This is a genomic window from Aestuariibaculum scopimerae (assembly GCF_059428085.1).
In genome coordinates, this window is the sequence record NZ_CM182089.1 from 2,988,720 (window position 1) to 3,012,706 (window position 23,987).

Consider the following 23,987-nt stretch of genomic DNA (forward strand, 5'->3'; position numbering starts at 1 on the left):
TTTAGAGCATTTTTGAATCTTCTTTAAATTGATAACCGTTTAAAAGTGATTTTGTATCCATAGTTCGTTTGCCAGGGAGTTTAATTGCCTTGATATTAATGTAACCGTTTTTTACGGCTACCTTTAGTTCATTTTTATTTGTTAGAATAGATCCTACGGCGTTTGCGTGAGAGCTATTTTCTTTTTCAGCAGCATGTATTTTTACATCCAAATGCTCATCTCCGTTTATTAAAGTGCACCAAGCTGCAGGATAAGGACTTAAACCTCTAATTAGATTGTAAATATTATTTAAAGAATCTTCCCAATTAATCTTGCAGTTTTCCTTATTTAGTTTGTAGGCTGTTTTTATGTTTGAAGGCTCTATTTGCGGAATGGTTTCAACTGGCCCATTTTCTATTAAAGCTACTGTCTTTAAAACAAGATCACTGCCTTTTACCATTAATTTATCATGTAGGCTTCCAGCATTTTCATTAGGGTTTATTTCTACAGATTCTTGAAGGATCATATCGCCAGTATCGATTTCTTCATCAATGAAAAATGTTGAAACACCAGTTTTTGATTCCCCATTAATAATAGCCCAGTTAATAGGTGCTGCTCCTCTATAATTGGGCAATAATGAAGCGTGTAAATTAAAAGTGCCATATTTTGGCATTTGCCAAACTACTTTAGGTAACATCCTGAAGGCCACAACAATTTGAAGGTTGGCATTTAAGGCTTTTAGTTCGCTTAAAAAGGCTTGGTCTTTTAAATTAGTAGGTTGTAACACGGTAAGGTTTTGCGAATTGGCAAATTGTTTTACAGCACTTTCATTAAGCTTTCTACCTCGTCCTGCGGGCTTGTCTGGAGCTGTAATTACCCCAACAATAGTATAATTGTTTTCAATTAAAGCTTTTAAGCTAGCTACTGCAAAAACAGGGGTTCCCATAAATATGATTCTTAAATCCCTCATAAATGACTTAATTTATATGTGTTTGTTGACGTAATATTAATAATGTTGTGCTCTAAAAGTAGGCTTAAAACTGTTTTTAAATCGGCTTCGGAACAATCTATACTATTAGCTAAGCTTCTTGAAGATTGATCGCCGTTTTCTAACAATTCTATAATATGGTTTTTTAGTTTGCTAAGGTCCTTTGGTTTATTACTGTTTTTGCCACTTATGCAAACAGAACATATGCCACATGGTTTTGTGTTCTTTTCACCAAAGTAGGTGAGTAACTGTACACTCTTACAAACAGCATTGTTATCCACATAATCTAACACAGCTTTAACTTGTACCTGTTTTAGTTTGTTTTGCTGCTCTATAACATCGGTAATTCTATTGATGGTTTTTTCGTCTTCACGCGGCTCTATAAAAGTAATTTGAGCGTCAGTTTTAGCTAAATTTAATGTAATGATTTCATCACTTTCTAATTTAAGAAGTGTTTGGGTAACTTTACTTTCGGAAGCAGATGCTTTAGTAGCAATTTTAGCAAGATCTATCTTGGTGTCATGATCAAAAATACCGCCATACATGCGTAATATGGATTTTACAATAAAATTTAAGTTTGCATGTCTTTCTAAATAGCTAAATAAGGAAGCACTAGAGATTATAAATTGAGCAGAGACTTTATTCTTGAATTGTTTTGAAAGTACTATAATACTGTTTCTATCTAATATTAACAATGCATTATAGGCTAAAACCGTATTAAAATTATACACTTTGCAAAACGCACTAAAATCGAAGTCGAATGTTTGGTATGCTCCTTCACCATAGGGTATTTGGAAATAGCTGCAAAGTTTTCGGTACATAATTTTAACAAAATCAACTGTAGGTAAAACATTTAGAAATTGATTCTTTGCCAATAAAGCATCACTGTTGTTTTTTAAAATAACAGCAAAAGCCTTGTTCCCATTGCGCCCAGCTCGCCCGGCTTCTTGAAAATAGCTCTCAATGCTTTCTGGAAGGTTAATGTGAATAACTGTTTTTACATCAGGTTTGTCAATACCCATACCAAATGCATTGGTAGCAACCATAACTTGTTTCTGGTTGCGGGTCCACTGTGCCATATTCGTTTCTTTTTTATCATTCTCTAAACCTCCATGATAATAGGTTGCAGAGATATTCTTTGAGTTTAGAAAAGAACTAATATCTATAGTTGACTTTCTGTTTCTAACATAAATAATTGAGGATTGCTTATGCTTTTTCAAGATGGTTTCTAGACGATAATATTTATCGTTCTCATGAAATACCATATAGCTTAAATTGGGCCGTAAAAAAGTTTCTTTGAAAATTTTGGGTTGAATAAAATCAAGTTCTTTAGTAATATCATCAACCACATTTGGTTTGGCCGAGGCAGTTAAGGCAACAATGTTTACAGACGGATGTAATTGACGCAATAGAGAAATATTTTTGTATGCTGGTCTAAAATCATTACCCCATTGTGAGATACAATGTGCCTCGTCTACTGCTATTAAGTTAATGTTCATTTGTTTAACACGGTCTTGCACCAATTCTTGTTGCAATCGTTCTGGTGACATATAGAGAAATTTATAGTTTCCGTAAATACAATTATCTAAAAGTGTATCTAGTTGACTATAAGGTATGCCGCTGGTAATAGCCATAGCTTTAATGCCTTTGTTGTTAAGTTGCTTAACTTGATCTTTCATTAATGCAATTAACGGTGAAATTACAATACAAATACCGGGTTTGATTAGTGCCGGTATTTGAAAACATAAAGACTTGCCACCACCAGTAGGCAATAAAACAAATGTGTCTTCACCTTCAAGAACAGCATTTATAATAGCTTCTTGTTTTGGTCTGAATTCTGTAAAATTCCAATAGCGTTCTAATATGTTTATGGGCTGCTCCATTTACATGTTTAGTGCTTTTAAAATATAATCAGTTCTGTTTTTGATAGTATCATGGGGGACTTCAATAATATTATATTGGAATTTTTTATATACCTTTTTTAATAAATTGTAAATTTCTACAGCTTCTTCAAAACTTTCTAAGCGTTCGCTGTCTGATTTATAAATAGATTCCCAAGGAGGAAGTAAAAATACTTGTGAATACCTGTTGTTTAGGCAAGCACTTAAAAACACATTGTTGTAAGACTGATTAAAAAAATCCATATATGCCAAAATATCTGGAATTCCCCGATCAAAAAAAACAATAGGTTTTTCAATGTTAAACGCTTCCTTAAATTGTTGTAATCTTCCCTTTAACAATTTTGTATTGAAATCTATAGGATCATTAACAAAGGTAATTGGATTCGATCTATGAGAGCTTGCATCAGTCTCTTTTTTGGCTTCTATGGTTAGGGTTCTAATAACTTCGTCAAAGCAAAAATGATTTTGATGCTTCAATTCATTTATGATAGATGTTTTACCTGTGCTAGGCCCTCCAGTGATAACAATAGTTTTGGTATTCAAAAGCATAAATTTATGCTGTAAAATTCGGAATTTAACTGATATAAAAAAAATGGGAACACTAACTATATCTAAGTAAAGCCTTAATTAAGTTTATTATTGATTGCTTTTCATGTTAAATCTGAACCTAAAAGTTTAAATAAGTATAATGAAAGTGTATATTTGCAGTATATAAAAATAATATGAGTACATCACCCAATTCTGAAGCATTTTATGAAAAGCTAAAAGAACAATTATATGAAACCAATAGCTGGCCTGCTGAATACCTATATAAATTCATTATTAAGTCTGATATCGAAAAAATAGCATTGTTAGAAGCTATATTTAATAACATGGGAGCTGTAATTAATACCAAAGAATCTAAAAACGGTAAATACACAAGTATATCAGTTAATCTTCTGATGAGAAACCCAGATGCTGTTATAGAAAAATACAAAGAAGTTGCAGAAAAAATTGAAGGAGTTATTAGTCTTTAAATTTTTTTATGTATTTTGCGCTAGTATAGAAAAGTAACTACGTACAAGTAAATTTAAATCTACATATTTATATTTTGACAATAGATCATTTAGAATACAATACAGAACGTGAGCATTTAATCATTCCTGAATATGGACGTCATATGCAGAAAATGATTAATTATGCTAAGACACTAGAAAAAAAAGAAGAACGCAATAAAGTGGCTAAGGCTATAATTGCTGTAATGGGCAACATGCAGCCCCATTTAAGGGACGTTCCAGATTTCCAGCACAAACTTTGGGACCAACTATTTATTATGTCCAATTTTGAATTGGATGTCGAGTCTCCATATGAGAAACCTACCAAAGAACTCTTTGAGGAGCGCCCTGACCCTTTAAAATATCCACAAAACTTCCCTAAGTATCGCTTTTATGGAAATAATATAAAAACGATGATAGATGTAGCTAATACATGGGAAGATGGAGAGTTAAAGGATGCACTAACTTACACGATTGCTAATCACATGAAAAAGTGCTTTTTAAATTGGAATAAGGACACAGTTGAGGATGATGTGATTTACAATCATTTATATGAGCTTTCGGAAGGTAAGATAAACTTAAAGAATGTTGAAGGAGATTTAACCGATGCTTCAAGTTTAATGCGTACTAAAAGTAAATATTCTAACAGTAAAAAAGGACATCATAAAAAGAATTCGTCTAACCGTTCAAGAAAACGCTTCTAATAACATTTATGGGAACATTTAAGATTGAAGGAGGCCACCAATTAAAAGGTAGCATTCAGCCTCAAGGTGCAAAAAATGAAGCACTACAAGTTTTGTGTGCCGTTTTATTAACATCCGAAAAAATAACTATTCACAATATTCCAGATATTGTAGATGTTAATAAACTTATTAAATTATTAAAGAATTTAGGTGTTAAAATAGAGAAATTAACACATGGAACTTACACATTCCAAGCTGATGATATTAATTTGGAATACTTGGAATCTGACGCCTTTAAAGTAGATGGACGTGGCCTACGTGGTTCAATAATGATTGTGGGGCCCTTATTGGCTCGTTTTGGTAAAGGGTATATCCCCAAGCCAGGAGGCGATAAAATTGGGCGTCGTAGATTGGATACACACTTCAACGGACTTGAAAGTCTAGGAGGGAAATTAAGATATAATTCCGAGGAACAGTTTTATGGTGTTGAAGCCGAAAAACTGAAAGGAACTTATATGCTTCTTGAGGAAGCCTCGGTAACAGGAACTGCTAATATTGTTATGGCAGCTGTGTTAGCAGAAGGGCAAACAACCATATATAATGCTGCATGTGAGCCGTACTTGCAACAGTTGTGCAAAATGCTAAACCGTATGGGGGCAAAAATAAGTGGTGTGGGTTCTAATATGCTTGTTATTGATGGGGTTAATAATCTAGGAGGCACAGAGCATACCATGCTACCAGATATGATTGAAATTGGAAGCTGGATAGGTTTAGCAGCTATGACTAAGAGTGAGCTGACCATTAAAAATGTAAGTTGGAATGATTTGGGAATTATTCCTAATGTATTTGAAAAATTAGGCATTACGATTAAAAAGGAAGGTGATGATATATATATACCTGCCCATAAAGATGGCTATGAAATAGAAAGCTTTATAGATGGGTCTATTTTAACCATCTCAGATGCTCCTTGGCCAGGGTTTACGCCTGATTTATTGAGTGTTATTTTAGTGGTTGCTACACAAGCAAGGGGAAGTGTACTTATCCACCAAAAAATGTTTGAAAGCCGTTTATTTTTTGTTGATAAATTGATTGATATGGGTGCTAAGATTATACTTTGTGATCCGCATCGTGCTACAGTTATAGGGCATGATTTTAAATCGACTTTAAAAGCAATGACCATGACGTCTCCAGACATTCGTGCAGGGGTTTCATTATTAATTGCAGCACTTTCTGCAAAAGGTACTTCTACAATTCAAAACATTGAACAAATAGATCGAGGTTACGAGCGTATAGATGAACGTTTAAGAGCTATTGGAGCCAAGATTGAGCGTATAGATTAATAGTGTAGAGATGCACTATTGATCTTACCCTTCTTCTACCCAAAATTCTATGGCATAATTGTACATAAGTCCTATAAGTATTGCTAGTCCAAAGCTTAGCAATGTACCAATTAGTATGTACTCTGTAAGTTTACGGTCTTTAGCTTTGGATAGGTCTCCAAATCTAAAGACTGATTTTGCTGCTATTAGAAAACCTATGGCCTGCCATTGGTTAATTATAATGAAGCCAAAAACAAATAGCCTTTCTAGAACACCAATATATTTCCCGGCTTTTTCTAGAGAATCATTAGAATCGTCTTCATCCAAACGCCATTTACTCATCATTAATTTCATTACAATAGAAGCTATGGAGGTTATTGCTAGTATTGCTAGTATTAAGATTAGATATTTTGGACTGTAAAATTGGTTTATGTTTATTTGGTATGGCTCATAGTAATAAACCACTCCACTTATGACTAAAAGGTGGGCAACTTGGTCTAGAACAAAAAGCAATCGTAGACTTATTTTTTTACCCAGATTTAACTTGATTAAATCGATTATAAAGTGGCTTCCAACAATAATAAGAATAGCTAGCCAATAAGTCCAATCAAATTGTAAAACCAAAAGTAGCGCTATGGTGTGAACAAGTAAATGTAGATACAAATAAGGTGACCTGTGCTTTTTTTGCTTTTTGTCGTGTACCCATTTATCCGGTTGTATAACAAAATCGCCTATAGTATGGGCAATTAATAATTTTAATAATAAAGCGATCATATATTAGAAATTTGGGTTTTAAAATATTTATTTAGACTCATTATTTCTTCATAACCGCCACGCTTTAGAGCTTCGCTTACGCTGCTTTGAGACTTGCTTAATAGTTCTGCAATATCTTTTTGATGCTTATCGGGATTTTCTATAACGGCTGTTATTACTTCTGCAACGGTACTACTCCAATTATTGGCTGTAAGTAAGGCTAGGCTTAACATTAGGTTTACTAATTCATCCCATTTTGGATTATCCGATTTTATAGCAAGTGTTTGTTTTTTTAAAGATTCAAAGGTGTCTCCAGAATATATGTAAGCAGAACCGTTAGATTCGGTTATTTTTTTTGCGCTATGAGTCTCTAGTCCTAATCCAATTGCTATTCGAACATCTTGGGTTTGATTTTGTTTTATTGTACTCTTTATATGAATTGCGGCTAAAAGAGCACTCTTAGGTTCTACCGATAGCTGAAAACTATCTCCTCTGTATATTTCCCATTGTTGAGGAGAATCACCATATGTGTTAAGTACTGATTTAAGCTTGCTTAACCAGTTTTGTGCCTTGCTTTCTCTTGAGTTTATGATATCTCCTGTTAGTACTGCAACCATTTCGCTGTATTTTGTTTTTCAAATATATCGGTTTTTAATACGATATGCAATAAAATCGGCTCTAGACCCGATATTTTACGAAATCGGCTCTAGACCCGATATTTAGTTATATAGGCTTTAGAACCGATATGGTCTTTATTATTTAACAGCTTGTTAGTTTAAAGCTTCTTTATATGTTTTTAAACAGCGCTCTCTAGCAAATTTATGATCTACAATTGGGACTGGGTAAGTGAGTTCTTGAAAATCGGGGACCCAAGTTTTAATGTATTCTAGGTTTTTATCAAATTTTTCTATTTGGGTGGTTGGATTAAAAATCCTAAAATAAGGGGCAGCATCTACACCGCACCCAGCTATCCATTGCCAATTACCAATGTTGCTTGCCATATCATAATCATGGAGCTTTTCAGCAAAGTAAGCTTCGCCCCAACGCCAATCTATAAGTAAATGTTTGCATAAAAAACTACCTACTACCATACGCACACGGTTGTGCATATACCCTGTTTTATTTAGTTGGCGCATACCAGCATCAACTAGCGGGTAACCAGTTTGACCTTTACACCAAGACTTGAATTCATTTTCATTATTTAGCCATACAATATGGTCATATTTTGGTTTAAAACTTTTAGTAACTGTTTCGGGAAAATGCCAAAGTATTTGCATAAAAAATTCACGCCAAATAAGTTCTTGCCAAAAAACTTCATTGGTTTCAGAAATGGCCTTTTTTACCATGTTTCTAACACTCACAGTACCAAACCGTAAATGTGGACCTAATCTGGAAGTGCCGTCCTTGGCAGGAAAATTTCTAGTATCTTCATAATGTTGTATTAGTTTTGGAGTGACACTATAAGGCTCTATTTGTTGATTGGAGATTTTAAACCCAATGTCTTTTAAGCTTAAATTGGGTAAGGTGTCATTTTTATGAGTGTTTTTTAAAACTTTATTAGAACTATAAGGGTTTAGCATGCTTTCCTTAAAATGTGATTTCCATTGTTTCATATATGGGGTGTATACCAAGTAAGGGCCCCCATCACTTTTAACAATATCGTCTTTTTCAAAAATAACTTGATCTTTGAATTTTTTGAAAGTAATGTTGTAGCTATCTAAAAATGCCTTAATCTCAGCGTCTCTATTTTTGGCGTATGGTTCGTAATCATCATTGGTGTAAACAGCTTTAATAGTATAATCTTTAATAAGTTGCTTGTAAATGTCCAAAGGATTACCATGAAAAGAAGCAATACCGCTACCATGATTCTTTTTAAGCGTTTCATGTAAATGTTGAAGGGTTTGATGAATAAATGTAACTCTGGCATCATCTTCCGGAAGTTTGTCTAAAATGTTTGAGTCGAAAATAAAAATGGGAAGCACTGGATATTTGTCATTTAATGCTTCGAAGAGCGCATGGTTGTCGTCAAGGCGTAAATCCCGTCGAAACCAAAATATATTTACGGTATTATTCATTAATAAACTTTATTAGGGTTATAAATACCAAATAGTCCCTCTAGTTTTTTTGCCCGATAGTTAAAGATTTCTTCCAGTTTAGATTTAACTAAAAAGGGATGCACTAATTGACCAATTATTCCAAAAGGCATTTTGTAGTCAATAATGTCTTCCATTTCAACCCCGCCTTTAATTTCTTTTATAAAATGTTTATGATGCCAGAGTGCATAAGGCCCAAAGCGTTGTTCGTCAACAAAATATTCTTTATCAACACTATGAGTTATTTCAGTAACCCATTTGGTTTTTATACCCAGAACTGGTGTGACTATGTATTGTATAATTTGACCAGCAAACATGGGTCTATCTGCTCCAGAGAGTATGTTGAAACCCATGTAGCCTGGCGTAATTTTTTTTAGGTTTTTTGGATTAGATAAAAAACTCCAAGCGATATCAATACTTATAGGAAGGTTTTGTTTTTTATGTAATTGGTAAATTTTCATCGTAGATGTTTAGTAATACTATCACTTAAGGGCTCAATTGCCGATACATAATAATCAATTAAATGCCCATTGGGGCCCACTAAGTACTTTTGGAAATTCCACTTTACAACCGAATTGGTCTTACCATTTTTTGACTTTTCAGTTAACCAATGGTATAACGGGTGTTGGTTATCACCTTTAACATCAATCTTTTCAGTCATTAAAAAAGTAACTCCATAATTTACTTCACAAAAGGTTTGGATTTCTTCTACTGTACCAGGTTCTTGATTTCCAAATTGATTACATGGTGCTCCAATGATCATTAATTTATCGTGATACGTGTTGTACAGTTTTTGTAAATCTTCATATTGATTCGTAAATCCGCATTTTGAAGCTACATTTACAAACAAGATATGTTTGCCTTTGTAAGTAGATAAATCTATAGGTGATCCATCTAGAGAATTAATCTTTATGTTATATATTGATTCTGAGGGGTTTATTTGTGCCATTGTGTCTTGAAATGTGGTTAATAAAAGTGCGATACTGAATAAAATTATTTTTTTCATAAGGTTTTATATTTTAAAAGATACGATTCCACTATCCAACGGGAATATTTGTCCAGAAAGTGAAGATGCTTTATTAGACAATAAAAATACAGCCATTTCAGCAACTTCTTTAGGGTTTAATATTTTTTTTAAAGGATGGCGTTCTGTAATACTATTAATCATTTTTTCATTACGAAGTAGCTTTGCTGCCAATTGAGTATCTGTAACAGTTGGTGCTATAGCATTAATTCGAATATTAGGGGCTAACTCAGCTCCCAATGATTTAACTAAACTCTCAATACCTGCTTTAGCCGTTGCAATACTGGCATGAAAGGGCATGCCTAGTTTTGTGGCTACGGTGCTGAATAATAAAATAGATGGATGTTTGCCATTTTTAAGGATAGGTAAATACTTTTGTATGACTTTCACAGCGCCCATAACATTAATTTCAAAATCCTCACGAAATTCATTTGGCGATAATCTTGAAATAGGCTTTAAATTGATGCTTCCAGGACAATATACTAATGCGTCTGCTTCAGCTATTTCTGGTAACTCATTATTCAGAACATTACAACTTAGGTGTTGTAAGTTGTTATGTGTTATATCTGGTGCTGTTCGACTTATATTTATAACCTTGATGCTTTCTATTAATTTGGAAACTATTGCACGACCTATACCTTTGCTGCCACCAACTATTATAATTGTTTTCATCTGCTCATTTTTATTGTCAAAAATACAAAATGTTTAACATTTACTATTAATTCTAAAACAAAATTTCAATATAACTTTTAACATGTTATAATTATCATTATATTATAAAGTGTAAGTTATTATGCATTGGCTAGTTTATTTATCATGCCATTAAAAATAAGCCCATGGAAAGGTAAAACGCTATACCAATAGAATCTGCCTCCTAACCCTTTTGGTCTAAAAGTAGCACGTTGGTATACTTTGCCTCTAGCAACTTGAAATTCTAACCAGGCTTCTCCAGGTAATTTCATTTCTGCAAAAAGAACAAGGCGTTTTTGTTCTTTATCGGCCAGTAATACGCGCCAAAAATCAAGGGCATCTCCCGGCTTAATGTCTGTTTTACTGGTACGTCCACGACGTAAACCAATGCCACCTACGAGTTTGTCTAAAAAACCTCTAATTTTCCATAGTGTTGTGCCATAATACCAGCCATTTTTACCACCAATAGCCCAAATTTTTTCTAGGGTACGTTGTTCGTTTTTCACTTTTCGTTCTTTAATATCTTTAAAGCATCCATGTTTGGGTACTTTTAAATATTGAGTTGATATACGTTTTTTATTACGGCTGCTAACAAAAGCGTCTTTCCAACTTGATATAATTTCATTGCCTTCAATTTTCACAAAAGCAAATTGAACGGCTTCATTGTAAGTCATGGGTTGGATATCTAATAATGTGTTGATATTGCTTTTTTTGCCAATTATCTCAATGCCCATGCTATTCACTAAACTACGGGCTAATTTAAAGGACGTTGAGGTTACAAAATACAACCAGTAACTGGACAGTTTGGGAGTCATAACTGGTACTGTTACAATGTAACGCTTTAATTTTCTAATGTTTGCAAACCGCATTAGCATTTGTTTATAGGTTAAAACTTCGGGTCCAAAAATATCATGAGATGTGTTGTATAGCTCCTTTTTTCCCAAACCTTTGGTTAAAAAAGCTAAAACATCACGAACACCTATGGGTTGTGTTTTAGTATTAAGCCATTTTGGTGCAATCATAACAGGAAGTTTTTCTACTAAATCACGAATAATTTCAAAGCTGGCACTGCCCGAACCTACTATGATACCTGCTTTAAAAACGGTTAATGCATACATATTGGATTTAAGGGTAGTTTCTACATTTTTTCTGGATAACAAATGTTTTGAAAGTTTTGTGTCGTTGGTAATACCACTCAAATAGATAACTTGTTCAACTTTAGTGGTTTCCATGTAATGCTTAAAATTATCAGCACAGTCCTCTTCCATCTTATGGAATTGGTCTACAGAATTAGACATAGAATGGATTAAATAATAGGCAATATCAATATCCTTTGGGATGTTTTTTAAAGTATTTGGTTTTAAAAAATCTGCTTCAACAATAATTAAGTTTTCTTCCTCGGAATATTTATGCACGGTTCTAAGTTTCCCGCGAACTGCACAAATAACAGTATGCCCTTGCTGTAATAGTAATGGTATTATGCGCTTGCCTATATAACCTGTAGCTCCTGTTACTAATACTTTCATCTAATTTTAGTTTTAAATGATGAAGATACAAAATGTTTAACTTATTTATTGTATAATTAAACAAAAATTAACAAATTACCATGGCAAAGGTGCTTATTACTTCAGGGTAATGTTTTTTCATAGTTACTATGTGTGAAAATATTCAACACCTTAATTTAAGGTTTTGTTAACAAATTACAGATTAAGTTTAGTTAATTTTAGTACCACACTTAAAACTATAATAAAATGAAGAAACTGCTATTAATTTTACTTACAATTACAACTACTTATGCTGTTAAAGCACAAATACAAACACCACAACCTAGTCCTTTTAGTAAATTGGAGCAAAAGGTTGGATTAACAGATGTAACACTGGAATACTCGCGACCATCCATGCGGGGAAGAACCATTTTTGGAGATTTAGTGCCTCATGGAATACTATGGCGTTTTGGAGCCAATAAAAATACCACCATTACTTTTAGTACAGATGTTACCATTGATGGACAAGCTATTAAGGCAGGGTCATATGCTATTTTTGCAACACCAGGTGCAGAATCGTGGGATGTTGTTTTTTATTCTGATGCAGAAAACTGGGGAACACCTCAAAATTGGGATGATACAAAAGTAGCAGCAAATGTTACTGTAAAATCACACCCCATTCCATTTGATGTACAAACATTTACTTTAGATATTAATAATATTACCAACAATAGTGCAACTATTGATATGATTTGGGAAAAAACTTATTTGGCTATTCCGTTTATGGTGCCGACAGATGAAATAGTTTCTGCCTCAATTAATAGTGTTATGAATGGCCCTAGTGCAAATGATTATTTCTCGGCAGCAGTATACTATTTACAGGAAGGTAAAGATATTAATCAAGCAAAAACCTGGATTGATAAAGCTATTGCTATGGCTGGAGATAAAGCCCCTTTTTGGCAATTAAGACAACAATCCTTAATTTATGCTAAAGCTGGTGATAAAAAAGGAGCTATTACAGCTGCTAAAAAATCTTTAGCAGCAGCTGAAGCTGCGGGTAATGCCGATTATGTAAAAATGAATAAAGACTCTTTGAAAGAATGGGGGGCTATTTAGGATTTTAGTCAATTTAGTTTCAAGATATAAGCGTGACCTATATAGGTTACGCTTTTTTTGCGTAAAAAAATCATTAATAATTTAGATTGATGAGATTACGGACATCGTCTAATGTTTTAATAAGGGTTTTACTGAAATCAAATGTCATGATATCGCTTTCTATTTTACCCTCTCTTAAGAGTTTATTAAAATGAATGGTCTCAAAATTGTACCCAATGGTATTGTAATTAAAATCAATAATATCTTCTTCTTTACCTTTTTTAATAATTGAGACTGTTGTTGGTGCGTGAAATTGCGTGTTTATCTTTATAGTAGCATCATCACAATAAAAAATAGCTTCAGTAGGTAATACTTCCTTTATTGAGCTTTTTAATTGTGCTTCAACATCATCATTATACCTAAATGTCATACTACAGGAAGAATCGGTTCCATTCTCAAAAAATGTAGCATTGGCATCAATAGTATTGGGCAACCCCATTGTAGATAGTGAAGTAAAAATAGGGTAGATGCCAATATCTAATAGACTTCCACCTCCAAGAGATTTAGAAAATAAACGTTTGGTTGTATCGTACGGACGTTGAAAACCAAAGTCACAGACTAATTTTTGGATGTTGCCATACGTTTTTTGTTTTAATGTTTTTAGAACAAATTGGTAATGTGGCAAGAAGTAGGTCCATAGCGCTTCCATGAGCAGCACATTATTTTCTTTGGCCTTAGCTATCATAGCTTCAACCTCTTTAGCATTCATGGCAAATGGTTTTTCACATAATACAGCAATACCATTTTCTAAGCACATAAGTGTATTATCTTTATGTAAAGTATGTGGAGTGGCTATATAAACAGCATCTACATTAGGGTCTTTAGCCAAATCTTCATAACTGCCATAGGCTTTTGTGGCTTTATGTTTTAAGGCAAAATCATTGGCTTTTTCTTGATTTCTTGATGCAACGGCATACAGTTCAGCATCATCAATGGTTTCTAAATCTGTTGCAAAACTATTGGCTATCCTGCCTAAGCCAATTATGCCCCAACGGATGTTGTCTTTTTTTAAAGAGGTTTTCATTAGTAATTTAAAACAATTAGGTAACTAAAGTATGATAAAATGGTAAGCAATAAAACTAATATGCTTTTATCTCTGTTTAGTATATTTTTAATGTCTATAAGTAGACTTATGATTATGACCAATATACAACCCACAAAATTTAGCCAAAGAAACGGTAGATTGATAATGTTGTATACATCTAAAAAATATAAGCCAAAAACAATACATTGTGTTATTATGGCGCTAATAAAAACAGCATTGCCTTGTACTTTTTTAAAAAAGAATGCTAACAAAAAAACACCCAAAACATTACCGTAAAAAATAGATCCAATGATGTTTACTAGTTGAATTAGGTTTTCAGCCAAATTGGCAATGCAGGCTACAGCTATGGCTATAATGCCCCAAGCAAAGGTAAACCATTTAGAGGCTTTAACCATTTGTTCTTCAGTCTTTTCACTGGTATTGCGTTTGTATAAATCTATTGTAAAGGTAGAGCCCAATGCATTGAGTTCACTAGATGTGCTGGACATTGCAGCACTTAAAATAACAGCTAGTAGCAAACCTATAAGTCCTCGAGGTAAATTGTTTAATATAAAATGTATAAATACATAGTCTTTGTCATTACTTTCAACTTTTATTTGTTTGCTTTCAGCTGCTTTTTCAATAAGCAGTTTAGCTTCGTTTCTAATATCGGTATGGGCTTCATTTGCTAAAGACATATACTTTGAAGCATTTGTGCTTTCAGTATTTAAAAATGACTTGATAATCGTCTGTTTATCATTAAAAACGACTTTTAGTTCTTCCTGTAATGTTTTGTAGTCTTCTGCATATTCAGAATTTAAAACAAGTTCGGTTGTATTAGGATTAAAATTTATAGGTGCTTCATTAAATTGGTAGAAAACAAAAACCATAACACCCACTAACAAAATAAAGAATTGCATGGGCACTTTTAACAAGGCATTAAAAATTAAACCCAATCGCATTTCCTTAACAGATTTACCTGAAAGGTAACGCTGTACTTGGCTTTGGTCGGTTCCAAAATAGGAAAGCATTAAGAAGGTTCCTCCAATAATGCCACTCCAAAATGTATAGCGGTTGTTTAAATCGAATGAAAAGTTTAAAATATTCATTTTACCATTTGCACCGGCAATATCAAGGGCCTTTGTAAATGTAATATCTTGCGGTAACTTGCTTACAATAATGAAGAATGCCACAAGCATACCAATAAAAATGACCACCATTTGATGTTTTTGCGTTACGTTTACAGCACGTGTGCCACCAGAAACAGTATAAACAATAACCAGCGTACCTATGATGATATTCAAGTACAACAAATTCCATCCTAGAACAACTGATAAAATAATAGCAGGTGCAAATATGGTAATACCTGCAGCTAGCCCACGTTGAATTAAAAATAGAATGGCGGTTAGTGTTCTGGTTTTTAGGTCGAATCTGTTTTCTAAAAACTCATAGGCCGTATAGACATTTAAACGGTGAAACAACGGTATAAATACCATGCAAATAACTATCATGGCCAATGGTAAACCAAAATAAAATTGTACAAACCCCATACCATCATTAAAAGCTTGTCCAGGCGTTGATAGAAATGTGATGGCACTAGCTTGTGTAGCCATAACCGATAGCCCTATGGTCCACCATTTGGAGGTATTGCCCCCTTTTAAATAGTCCTGAACATTTTTGCTGCCTCTGGTTTGCCATGTGCCATAGACTACAATGGCTAGCAATGTAATAGATAATACAACCCAATCTATAAAGCTTAAATTTTGCATATTAAAAGGCTTGCATGATTAAGTAAAATATAATGATGTAGATTGCATTAGCAATTAAAACTAATGAGTAGAGTTTTAGCCACGATTGTTTGGGGGTGTTGTCTTTACTCATAATTAATTATTTAGTTTAGTATCTTGTTTTAAGTCTTCTTTTCCAATGGATAGCATGTTGGCAAATAATCTATAAGCGCCAGATACGCCTTCTGGGAATTCCCTAAAGAAACTCAACCCTGTATATATATAATATCCTTTACCATGCTTAGCTACTAAAATGCTGCCATCCTTGGGAGATTCACCTTTATCATTCATAGATATGATTGGGGTGAATTCACTAGACCATTCATCGGGAAAATACAATCCGCGTTCCTGGGTCCAGCCTTCAAAATCCTTTTGGGTTATTTTGTTTGGGTAGTTTAACAGGGGATGCTGTGGGTTTAAAACTCTAACATCTGCGTTTTCATCCGTTACGCGATCTCTAGACAATGACATAGCATAGGGTGCCAATTGGTCTACTATTAAATTGCGATTAGTATTGTATTGCACAATCATATTACCCCCTTGTTCAACAAAATCGAATAACACTTGTTGTTTATATTTTAAGGCGTCTACAGTATTGTAGGCTCTAATGCCAACAACAACGGCGTCAAATCTGTTTAGGGATTTGGTAGTTATTTCATCGGGTGAAATGGTTAATACATTATAGCCAATTTGTTTTAAACTCTCAGGAACAACGTCCCCAGCACCTGCAATGTAAGCAATGTTGTTACCCTTTTTATTGATGTCTAAGCGTACAACCTTACTTTGGTTGGGTAACAGTACGGTTTGAAATGGAATATGTTCATAATCAATTTCAATAAGCTCTTTATCATAGCTTTTATCAGCTATATATACCTTTGGACTTATATAGCCTTCGCTGTCATTTTTTGGAGGTATTACAGTAAAAGTGAGTGTTTGTTCTTCACCTTTATGGGCAATACTTACGTTTTGTTTTTCGGGGTAAACATTCCAATCATTTGGATGGGAAACTTCAACATATCCATCTAGTTGGTCACGTCCAGCTTTAACTATAACGGTTATATTTCGCTGCGTGTCATTTTCAAAAATAATGACCTTCTCAGAAATCTTTGCAGATGCTTCGGGGATTATTTCAAACGGACGATACAATTCACCTTTATCTGGTTTAGCATACCTGTACACAACAGGTTTGGATATTGTAATGGGAACGTTATTAATGTTTAGGTTAAAATGAATAACTACACTTCTTGGGGTTTCGGGTTTGCCTATTAAACTCTTGTCGTCAACCAAGTACATACCTAGGGTGACTTTTTTGTTTAACCAGTACGGAGTGGTATAGTTTTCTTCTGCCCCAATTTGATATTCGGTTTCAAAGGTTTTTGAGATGTTGTTATTTAAATCTAAATCTTTTAGTATAATTAGCCCATTACCTTGAGTAATAGTTTTTAGTACAATATTTTGATTGCTTCTGTTTAAGGCTTCAATAGTAACTTTAACAGTTTGGTTTGTAGTAGTTGAGGGTATTTCAGCTGAAGCTTCCAAATATAAACCAGCACACATTTCAATAATGGATTTCAGTGCCTTGGTTTTTTGAGTTTTCCAGTGCGCATCTTCAATTTTTTGTAGCAGTTTATAAGCTTCTAAAAGCTGTGGTATGTGTACGGAAGGGTCTTGAAAGTTGAAGTTGGCTTCAATGGCATTAAGTATACTGCCAATAGCTTTCCCTCCTTTTATACGGCTCCAAGAGGTGTTAATACCTTCAAATATGTTTTTGTTGTTGTTTAGTGGAATTCCCTTTAAAAATTCTATATATTCATTCTGGGAGCTTCGTTGTGATAGCCGTCCGAATCCCTGACTTAAATGCTGGCTACTGGCCATAGCGGCAACCTCGTTATTGGAAAGTCCCTTTAATGGATAGTAGACCCCAATATCAAAGCTTAGCATATTGCTTTTGTCGGCTTTGTTAAAATTATCTTGACTGCCATAAAACCACCAGCCCGTATTAAAAAACAAGCGTTTAGGTTGCCAGGTATCAGCATGTTTTAGTAATTCAGGGTATGCAGTGGGGTTGTTGGCCAAATCAAAAGCTTCATAACTTAACATAGCCGAACTGGTATGATGCCCGTGTGTAGAGCCAGGTGTTCTATGATCAAATCGGTTTATTATAATATCTGGTTTAAATGTTCTTATGGCTAATACCACATCACTTAACACTTCGTCTTTATTCCAAATAGATAAGGTTTCGTCTGGATGTTTAGAAAACCCAAAATCATTGGCTCTGGTAAAAAATTGTTCGCCTCCGTCAATACGTCTGGCAGCAAGTAGTTCTTGTGTTCTTATTACACCCAAAAGTTCTCTTATTTCGGGGCCAATAAGGTTTTGCCCTCCATCACCACGTGTTAAGGCCAAGTAGCCTGTTCGAGCTTTTTCATGGTTGGACATATACGAGATAAGCCGTGTGTTTTCATCATCTGGATGTGCAGCTATATATAAAACGGATCCTAAAAAGTTGAGTTTTTGGATGGATTCAAAAATTTCCGAAGCTGCTGGTATTGTGGGTTTTTGGGCTTGTAAAGTTAAAAGCGTAACTATTGTTATTAGAAAAGAGAGAATAGTTTTTTGCATGGGTTAAATAGGTTTGCTCTACCCAAATATAATAAAGTAAAGTAGGGGAGTAGGTGCTTTTAATGTTTCTTTAACGAATCTATTTAGTTAACAGCTAAGCACTAAAAGCTAATAGTAAAGAAGAACTGTTAGATTTTAGCTTTTAGTTTTTTACTTTTTAAAGCCATTTTTTGCGTTTAAAATAGATGAGCATACTAATAAAAAGTACAATCATGACGCCCCATAAAATAAAATAGGAATACTTGTAATGCAATTCTGGAATGTAGTCGAAATTCATACCGTAAATGCCTGCAATAAACGTTAGTGGAATAAAAATTGAAGCCATGATGGTAAGCACTTTCATAACCTCATTCATTTTGTTGCTTATGGTTGTCATGTACATATCCATTAAGCTCCATATCATTTCACGGTAAATATCAATGTTTTCAGATACTTGAATTAAATGGTCGTATATATCTCTGTAATAGTTCTTTGTCTTTTTTAAAATAAGAGAGCTTTCGTGCTTTTCTATTCTACTAATTACTTCCCGAAGCGGAAAAATAGCCCGACGTACCCTAAGGATTTCTTTTTTTAAGTCGCGGATATCCTTATTGATTGAGGTATCAACATCACCTAAAAAGATACCCGATTCCATATCCTCAATTTTATCACCCAGAAGCTCTATAATGCTAAAATAATGGTCTATAATAGCATCCATTAAAATGTATAGAAGATAATCGGCTTGCATGGTTCTTACTCTCCCTTTACTCTGGCGGATACGGTCCCTTACAGCATCAAACACATCCCCTTCAGCTTCTTGAAAGGACAGCACGTAATTTTTTCCCATCACTAGGCTAACCTGTTCACTAACTATATTTTCATTGCTGTCCAGATAAAGCATTTTTAAAACCACGAACAAATAATCATCATATTCATCTATTTTTGGGCGCTGGTTGGTGTTTACTATATCTTCTAGCACCAAGGCGTGCAAATCATAGTGGTCACCAAGTTTTTCAATAGCTTCCACATGGTTTAAACCATTTACGTTTATCCATGTTATGGTGTCGGTGTGTTTGTATTCAAAGGTTTCATCAATGTTGCTTAATTCCTTTTCAATGTACTGCTCTTTGTCATAATCAAAGACATCGATAAACAATTGTTTGGTAGATTTTTCTCCGGTATAGATAACACTACCAGGGGCTTGCCCTATTTTCTTTTGGTATTTTTTATTTCTTAGTTTAATGATGTTGTTTTTCAGCTTTACCATGTTATAAATATAAAGGATTTAAATGGCATTACTATCATCATCGTCATCGTCAATGGCATCCTTTTCAATTAAAGTCACGGCCTTTTGCAGCATAAGGTTGTTAGGGTAAGTTACTAAGTCGCCATTTTCTAAGCGTAGATGCAATTGAAAGGCTCTAATGTCTTCAATAATAGCTGTAACAGGGAAGTCGTTGTCGTGAATGGCAATTTTATCTCCTACTTTATATGGAAAGTTAAAAAACATGATAATTCCTGAAGTTATATTGCTAAGAATAGACCAAATGGCAAATAGGCCAATGCCTATAACGGCAAAAACAGATGAAAATATTACAGCTAGATCCTTAAAACCAGTACCAAAAATAGAAGCTTCAATTAATAAGGCTATTAAAAAAAGTGTAACGGTTACATAGCGACGAATAAGCCGAATACGTGCATCATTAATACCTGTTTTTCTTCCAACTTTGGTTATTGTAAAATGAACTATGGCCCTAACAATAAGTAAAAAGAGAAGGATAAATCCAGTTGCTATTAACTGTGTTTGGTATGTTTTTAAAAATTCTAAGAGCATAAATAAAATTAAAGTTTTAACAAAGATATATCACAAAATGGAAAAAAGCAGTTAATAAGTTGTAAACTTATACACCGTTGGCAATGTCACTAAGGGTTTTATATACGGCATGTATGGGCAATCCCATAACGTTAAAGTAAGAGCCTTCAATTTTTGTAACCCCAATTTGCCCAATCCACTCTTGAATACCATAGGCACCTGATTTGTCAAAGGGTTTAGAGGTTTTTATGTAGTATTGAATTTCTTCGTCCGTTAGATCTTTAAAGGATACTTTTGTTATATCGTGCAACGTTTTTTCAAAATTTGGAGTTGTAAAGCAAACCGAAGTAATAACCTCATGCGTTGTATTGCTCAAGGATTTTATAATATGATAGGCTTCGGCGTCATTATTAGGTTTTCCGAGCGCTTTATTCTTGTGCCAAACAATGGTGTCACTAGTAATTAAAATGTCATTGGCTTTTAGTTCTTCTTTAAACGGTAAAGCTTTTAGTTGTGCAAGATAATTGCTTATCTCAAAATGCGTTAATCTATTTGGGTATTCCTCTTTTACAGGTTTAAGGCGAATTTCAAAACTTAAATCCAGTTGTTTGAAGAATTCTTGCCTTCTAGGCGAGCCCGATGCCAATATAATATGATAATTCTTTAATTTTTCGCTAAGCATATTTTAAAGGAGTAAGTACTTGTATAAAAGTAAGGAAAGCATTCCAGAAAGCATAACCCATTTAAGCATGTTGCTTATGTTGCGGTAGTGCTCTTTGGTATTGGCGTTAAGTATTTTAATACCTATATAAAATAATGGACCTATAATTGCGATTAGGAAATATAAAACTGCCATAGGAGTTCTATACAAAACATTGATAACATATAGTATTATGGCCAAAGTTGTAATAGCGGTTAAAACAAATACAATCATGTTGGTCCTTTTTTTTCCAAAAATAATAGGCAGTGTTTGTATACCAATGGCATCATCACCTTTAATATCCTCTAAATCTTTAATTATTTCGCGCAATAAATTAATGGCAAAAGCAAATAAACTGTATTTAAAAACAATTTGAAATACGGCTAATTGGGTTGACTGATTATATTGTGTAACAACAGGCAATAAATCGAACATACCAACAATTAAAATACTTAATGCCACTAAAACCGAAACGATAATATTTCCAACAATAGGTACTTGCTTTAAATAAGTGGCATATACATAAAGGAGTACTGAGGTAATAACAAATATTGAGAAGAAAGGGCTGCGATTAATCAAGTGGGAAACATAAAACCCAATACCCACCCCCAATACGTTAAAAATGATAAAGAGATTGTAAGCTGTTTGCTCAGAGATAGATTTGTTAACAACAACTTTATTGGGTTTGTTAATGGTATCGGTTTCAATATCGCAAATATCATTAATAATATTACCTGCAGCTGCAATACAAATAGTTGCAAAAATTAATAGGATTATCCCCAAACTGTTTAAAGTTGTTGCCACCCCAAAAGGTTGTAAAAGCGCATACTTAATAAGGACTTGCGCCAAGGCAATCATAAGCAGGTTTTTCCAGCGAATTAGTTTTAGAATGTTCAACATACTGTATTATATTCTAGACATAAAAAGGTCTATTAAAATTTTAATAAGGTAAAGTATAAAAATGAAAACAATAAAAAAAACCGTAATAGATTTTACCAGTCGTTTTTTTTCACCTTTTCTTAGCTTATTTTTAATAGCCTCTTTTTCAGCTTTAGTTAAGTTTGTGTGTAAAAAGTCTAGCTTATGTTGTAAATGTGTTTCTTTATTAAGTTTTTCTTTAAGTGCAGAAAATGGTTTGTTTGCTTTTTGATTAAATACACTTTGGTTATTTCCAAAACCAATATAGCCAAAGCCATTACCAATTCTACGTTTAGTCCTTTTCAAACAACCTTCAATTTATTTAAAATAACCACTTGTTCTGTACTTTAAGTACTTGTTCAATAACATCACGTACAGCACATTCGCCGCCTTTTTTATGCGAAATGTACTTGGCAACACTCTTGATTTCTGGAACAGCGTCCTGTGGGCAGCATGGAAGCCCCACGAGTTTCATAACGTGGTAATCTGGAATGTCATCTCCCATGTAAAGTACATTTTCTTTCTTAATACTATGGGTTTTTATATAGTTTTTAAAAGTCTCCACTTTATTACTGGCACCTAAGTGTACATGTTTAACTCCCAAACCTTCTAAGCGTATTTTCACGCCATCATTAGTGCCTGCCGAAATAATGGCCACATTATACCCAGCATTAACAGCAAATTTAAGGGCATAGCCATCTCTAACATTCATAGTTCGTAACAATTCGCCAGATGATGTAACATTTAAAGACCCATCAGTCAATACACCATCTACATCAAAAATAAAAGTGGTAATGTGTTGTAAATATTCTTTATAGCTTTTTTCTTCCATGTGTTTGTTGTATAGAGGTGGTTAGTAGGTTGTAAATATCTTTATGGTGCTGGTTATGCAGCAGTTTTAAATGTTTTTTAATGGTTTTAGTATCTTGGCGTTTAGCAGGGCCAGTTTGTGCCATGTAAGGCGATAAGTGCTGTACTTTCTTGGCTGTCTCAAGTATTAGTGGTTTCAGAAGTTCGAACTCTGCACTTTCACTTTCTGTAATTTCATGGGCTACTCTATAGAGTTGATTGGTGAAATTATTAACAAAAACAGCCGCTAAGTGCAAAACCTTCCGTTGCTCACTGTTCACTTTTTTAGTTGGACTACCAATGGCAATGGCCAAGTCTTTTAGTAAATGATAATCTGCACTATTAATAGCCTCAATGCAAAGAGGTACCTGGCTAAAATCTATTTCGGCATCCTTACTAAACGTTTGCAATGGGTAAAACACACCACGTTTATGCTTTTTATCAATGTCATGAATATTAACACTCCCAGAGGTGTGTACCACCAATCGGCCCTCAAAAGGCAACTGCAAAGCAAGCGGTGCAATTGCATCATCACTCACGGCCAATATATATACATCAGCGTTCTTAAGTTGGGTTAAATCATCCGTAGTGGCTACATTATTTTTATAGGGTTTAATCACGTCCATACGTCTGTTATACCACTGTATTACAGAAACGTCCTTAGCTTTTTTAAAAGCTTTGAACAAATGTGTTGCCACATTACCAGCCCCAAGGATTACTACTGATATCATCTGGCAAAAATAAGTAATATTACTAGATTTAAAAACCTAATGAATTATCTTTGTCTATTATGGTAAAAAAAGATATTAAATCCAGAGATGATGTGTATTTATTGGTTGCTTCGTTTTATAAAAAGGTAAGGAAAGATGCCGTTCTAGGACCATTTTTTAATGAGGTTATAACGGATTGGGATGCTCATTTAGAGCGGTTAACAACGTTTTGGGAATCGAGCTTATTTTTAAAAACCAAGTATTTAGGAAACCCATTGGAAGTTCATGTAAAGGTAGATAGTGCAAATAACAACAGTATAACCGAGTTGCATTTTGGTTTGTGGCTAAACTTGTGGTACCAAACCATCGATGAGCTTTTTGAAGGCGATTATGCTGAAAATGCTAAGCGGCGTGCACGCAAAATGGGAACCTTTCTTTATCTGAAAATTTTTGAAGCTAGGAGTAAACCATAATGTTGGCAC

At 34.0% G+C, this 23,987-nt stretch carries 25 protein-coding genes; 5 read left to right on the forward strand and 20 right to left on the reverse strand.

Going from position 1 to position 23,987, the window contains the following annotated elements:
- Position 1 precedes the first annotated feature (1 nt).
- From fmt to AC5SR4_RS12995, 3 genes are read right to left on the reverse strand one after another with little or no spacing between them, the layout of a single operon-like run.
- On the reverse strand, positions 2–949 hold the full coding sequence (gene fmt, locus AC5SR4_RS12985; protein ID WP_495356703.1) for a methionyl-tRNA formyltransferase: 948 nt from the start codon (positions 947–949) through the stop codon (positions 2–4).
- A complete protein-coding gene (locus AC5SR4_RS12990; protein ID WP_495356704.1) occupies positions 946–2,850 on the reverse strand; it encodes a RecQ family ATP-dependent DNA helicase in 1,905 nt (634 codons plus the stop codon). The genes fmt and AC5SR4_RS12990 overlap by 4 nt, the downstream gene beginning before the upstream one ends.
- Positions 2,851–3,417, reverse strand: coding sequence for an AAA family ATPase (locus tag AC5SR4_RS12995; protein ID WP_495356705.1), 567 nt, complete (start codon positions 3,415–3,417; stop codon positions 2,851–2,853).
- Positions 3,418–3,590: 173 nt separating this feature from the next.
- Here AC5SR4_RS12995 and AC5SR4_RS13000 point away from each other — a divergent pair, with 173 nt between their 5' ends.
- From AC5SR4_RS13000 to murA, 3 genes are all read left to right on the forward strand, one after another.
- Complete coding sequence (locus AC5SR4_RS13000; protein ID WP_495356706.1) at positions 3,591–3,884, forward strand: DUF493 family protein; 294 nt, start codon at positions 3,591–3,593, stop codon at positions 3,882–3,884.
- Between the two features lie 74 nt (positions 3,885–3,958).
- Positions 3,959–4,606, forward strand: coding sequence for a DUF4290 domain-containing protein (locus AC5SR4_RS13005; RefSeq protein ID WP_495356707.1), 648 nt, complete (start codon positions 3,959–3,961; stop codon positions 4,604–4,606).
- A gap of 8 nt (positions 4,607–4,614) precedes the next feature.
- Complete coding sequence (gene murA, locus AC5SR4_RS13010; protein WP_495356708.1) at positions 4,615–5,925, forward strand: UDP-N-acetylglucosamine 1-carboxyvinyltransferase; 1,311 nt, start codon at positions 4,615–4,617, stop codon at positions 5,923–5,925.
- A 24-nt stretch (positions 5,926–5,949) separates the two neighbouring features.
- On the opposite strand, the gene AC5SR4_RS13015 is transcribed toward murA, so the two are convergent.
- The 7 genes from AC5SR4_RS13015 to AC5SR4_RS13045 form a co-directional block, all read right to left on the reverse strand.
- The gene (locus AC5SR4_RS13015; protein WP_495356709.1) at positions 5,950–6,678 is read right to left on the reverse strand and encodes a DUF3307 domain-containing protein; all 729 of its coding nucleotides are present in this window, start codon (positions 6,676–6,678) and stop codon (positions 5,950–5,952) included.
- A complete protein-coding gene (locus AC5SR4_RS13020; RefSeq protein ID WP_495356710.1) occupies positions 6,675–7,274 on the reverse strand; it encodes a SatD family protein in 600 nt (199 codons plus the stop codon). The genes AC5SR4_RS13015 and AC5SR4_RS13020 overlap by 4 nt, the downstream gene beginning before the upstream one ends.
- Before the next feature lie 153 nt (positions 7,275–7,427).
- Positions 7,428–8,732 carry a cryptochrome/photolyase family protein gene (locus AC5SR4_RS13025; RefSeq protein ID WP_495356711.1) on the reverse strand — a complete coding sequence of 435 codons (1,305 nt, stop codon included), beginning with the start codon at positions 8,730–8,732 and terminating at the stop codon, positions 7,428–7,430.
- Positions 8,732–9,211, reverse strand: coding sequence for an SRPBCC family protein (locus AC5SR4_RS13030; RefSeq protein ID WP_495356712.1), 480 nt, complete (start codon positions 9,209–9,211; stop codon positions 8,732–8,734). Before AC5SR4_RS13030 ends, AC5SR4_RS13025 begins: the two co-directional genes overlap by 1 nt.
- The gene (locus AC5SR4_RS13035; protein WP_495359188.1) at positions 9,208–9,699 is read right to left on the reverse strand and encodes a glutathione peroxidase; all 492 of its coding nucleotides are present in this window, start codon (positions 9,697–9,699) and stop codon (positions 9,208–9,210) included. Before AC5SR4_RS13035 ends, AC5SR4_RS13030 begins: the two co-directional genes overlap by 4 nt.
- Before the next feature lie 63 nt (positions 9,700–9,762).
- Positions 9,763–10,446 (reverse strand): SDR family NAD(P)-dependent oxidoreductase, encoded by a 684-nt coding sequence (locus tag AC5SR4_RS13040; RefSeq protein ID WP_495356713.1) that lies wholly within the window; start codon positions 10,444–10,446, stop codon positions 9,763–9,765.
- Between the two features lie 119 nt (positions 10,447–10,565).
- Complete coding sequence (locus tag AC5SR4_RS13045; RefSeq protein ID WP_495356714.1) at positions 10,566–11,990, reverse strand: SDR family oxidoreductase; 1,425 nt, start codon at positions 11,988–11,990, stop codon at positions 10,566–10,568.
- Positions 11,991–12,215: 225 nt separating this feature from the next.
- Between AC5SR4_RS13045 and AC5SR4_RS13050 the strand changes: the two genes are divergently transcribed.
- On the forward strand, positions 12,216–13,064 hold the full coding sequence (locus tag AC5SR4_RS13050; protein WP_495356715.1) for a DUF2911 domain-containing protein: 849 nt from the start codon (positions 12,216–12,218) through the stop codon (positions 13,062–13,064).
- A 73-nt stretch (positions 13,065–13,137) separates the two neighbouring features.
- On the opposite strand, the gene AC5SR4_RS13055 is transcribed toward AC5SR4_RS13050, so the two are convergent.
- The 10 genes from AC5SR4_RS13055 to AC5SR4_RS13100 form a co-directional block, all read right to left on the reverse strand.
- The gene (locus AC5SR4_RS13055; protein WP_495356716.1) at positions 13,138–14,127 is read right to left on the reverse strand and encodes a Gfo/Idh/MocA family protein; all 990 of its coding nucleotides are present in this window, start codon (positions 14,125–14,127) and stop codon (positions 13,138–13,140) included.
- On the reverse strand, positions 14,127–15,896 hold the full coding sequence (locus AC5SR4_RS13060) for a sodium:solute symporter family protein (RefSeq protein ID WP_495356717.1): 1,770 nt from the start codon (positions 15,894–15,896) through the stop codon (positions 14,127–14,129). Before AC5SR4_RS13060 ends, AC5SR4_RS13055 begins: the two co-directional genes overlap by 1 nt.
- A 114-nt stretch (positions 15,897–16,010) precedes the next feature.
- Positions 16,011–18,536 carry a PIG-L family deacetylase gene (locus AC5SR4_RS13065; RefSeq protein WP_495356718.1) on the reverse strand — a complete coding sequence of 842 codons (2,526 nt, stop codon included), beginning with the start codon at positions 18,534–18,536 and terminating at the stop codon, positions 16,011–16,013.
- A 157-nt stretch (positions 18,537–18,693) separates the two neighbouring features.
- Positions 18,694–19,782: a magnesium/cobalt transporter CorA gene (corA, locus tag AC5SR4_RS13070; RefSeq protein ID WP_495356719.1), complete on the reverse strand. Its 1,089-nt coding sequence runs from the start codon at positions 19,780–19,782 to the stop codon at positions 18,694–18,696.
- Between the two features lie 18 nt (positions 19,783–19,800).
- A complete protein-coding gene (locus AC5SR4_RS13075) occupies positions 19,801–20,349 on the reverse strand; it encodes a mechanosensitive ion channel domain-containing protein (protein ID WP_495356720.1) in 549 nt (182 codons plus the stop codon).
- 67 nt (positions 20,350–20,416) lie between these two features.
- Complete coding sequence (locus AC5SR4_RS13080) at positions 20,417–21,010, reverse strand: Maf family nucleotide pyrophosphatase (protein ID WP_495356721.1); 594 nt, start codon at positions 21,008–21,010, stop codon at positions 20,417–20,419.
- Between the two features lie 3 nt (positions 21,011–21,013).
- Positions 21,014–21,928 carry a geranylgeranylglycerol-phosphate geranylgeranyltransferase gene (locus tag AC5SR4_RS13085; RefSeq protein ID WP_495356722.1) on the reverse strand — a complete coding sequence of 305 codons (915 nt, stop codon included), beginning with the start codon at positions 21,926–21,928 and terminating at the stop codon, positions 21,014–21,016.
- 6 nt (positions 21,929–21,934) lie between these two features.
- On the reverse strand, positions 21,935–22,252 hold the full coding sequence (locus AC5SR4_RS13090) for a hypothetical protein (protein ID WP_495356723.1): 318 nt from the start codon (positions 22,250–22,252) through the stop codon (positions 21,935–21,937).
- Between the two features lie 16 nt (positions 22,253–22,268).
- Positions 22,269–22,778, reverse strand: a complete 510-nt coding sequence (locus AC5SR4_RS13095; RefSeq protein ID WP_495356724.1) for a KdsC family phosphatase — start codon at positions 22,776–22,778, stop codon at positions 22,269–22,271.
- Positions 22,759–23,526, reverse strand: a complete 768-nt coding sequence (locus AC5SR4_RS13100) for a Rossmann-like and DUF2520 domain-containing protein (protein WP_495356725.1) — start codon at positions 23,524–23,526, stop codon at positions 22,759–22,761. Before AC5SR4_RS13100 ends, AC5SR4_RS13095 begins: the two co-directional genes overlap by 20 nt.
- Before the next feature lie 59 nt (positions 23,527–23,585).
- Here AC5SR4_RS13100 and AC5SR4_RS13105 point away from each other — a divergent pair, with 59 nt between their 5' ends.
- Positions 23,586–23,978: a group III truncated hemoglobin gene (locus tag AC5SR4_RS13105; protein WP_495356726.1), complete on the forward strand. Its 393-nt coding sequence runs from the start codon at positions 23,586–23,588 to the stop codon at positions 23,976–23,978.
- The last annotated feature ends 9 nt before the right edge of the window (positions 23,979–23,987 follow it).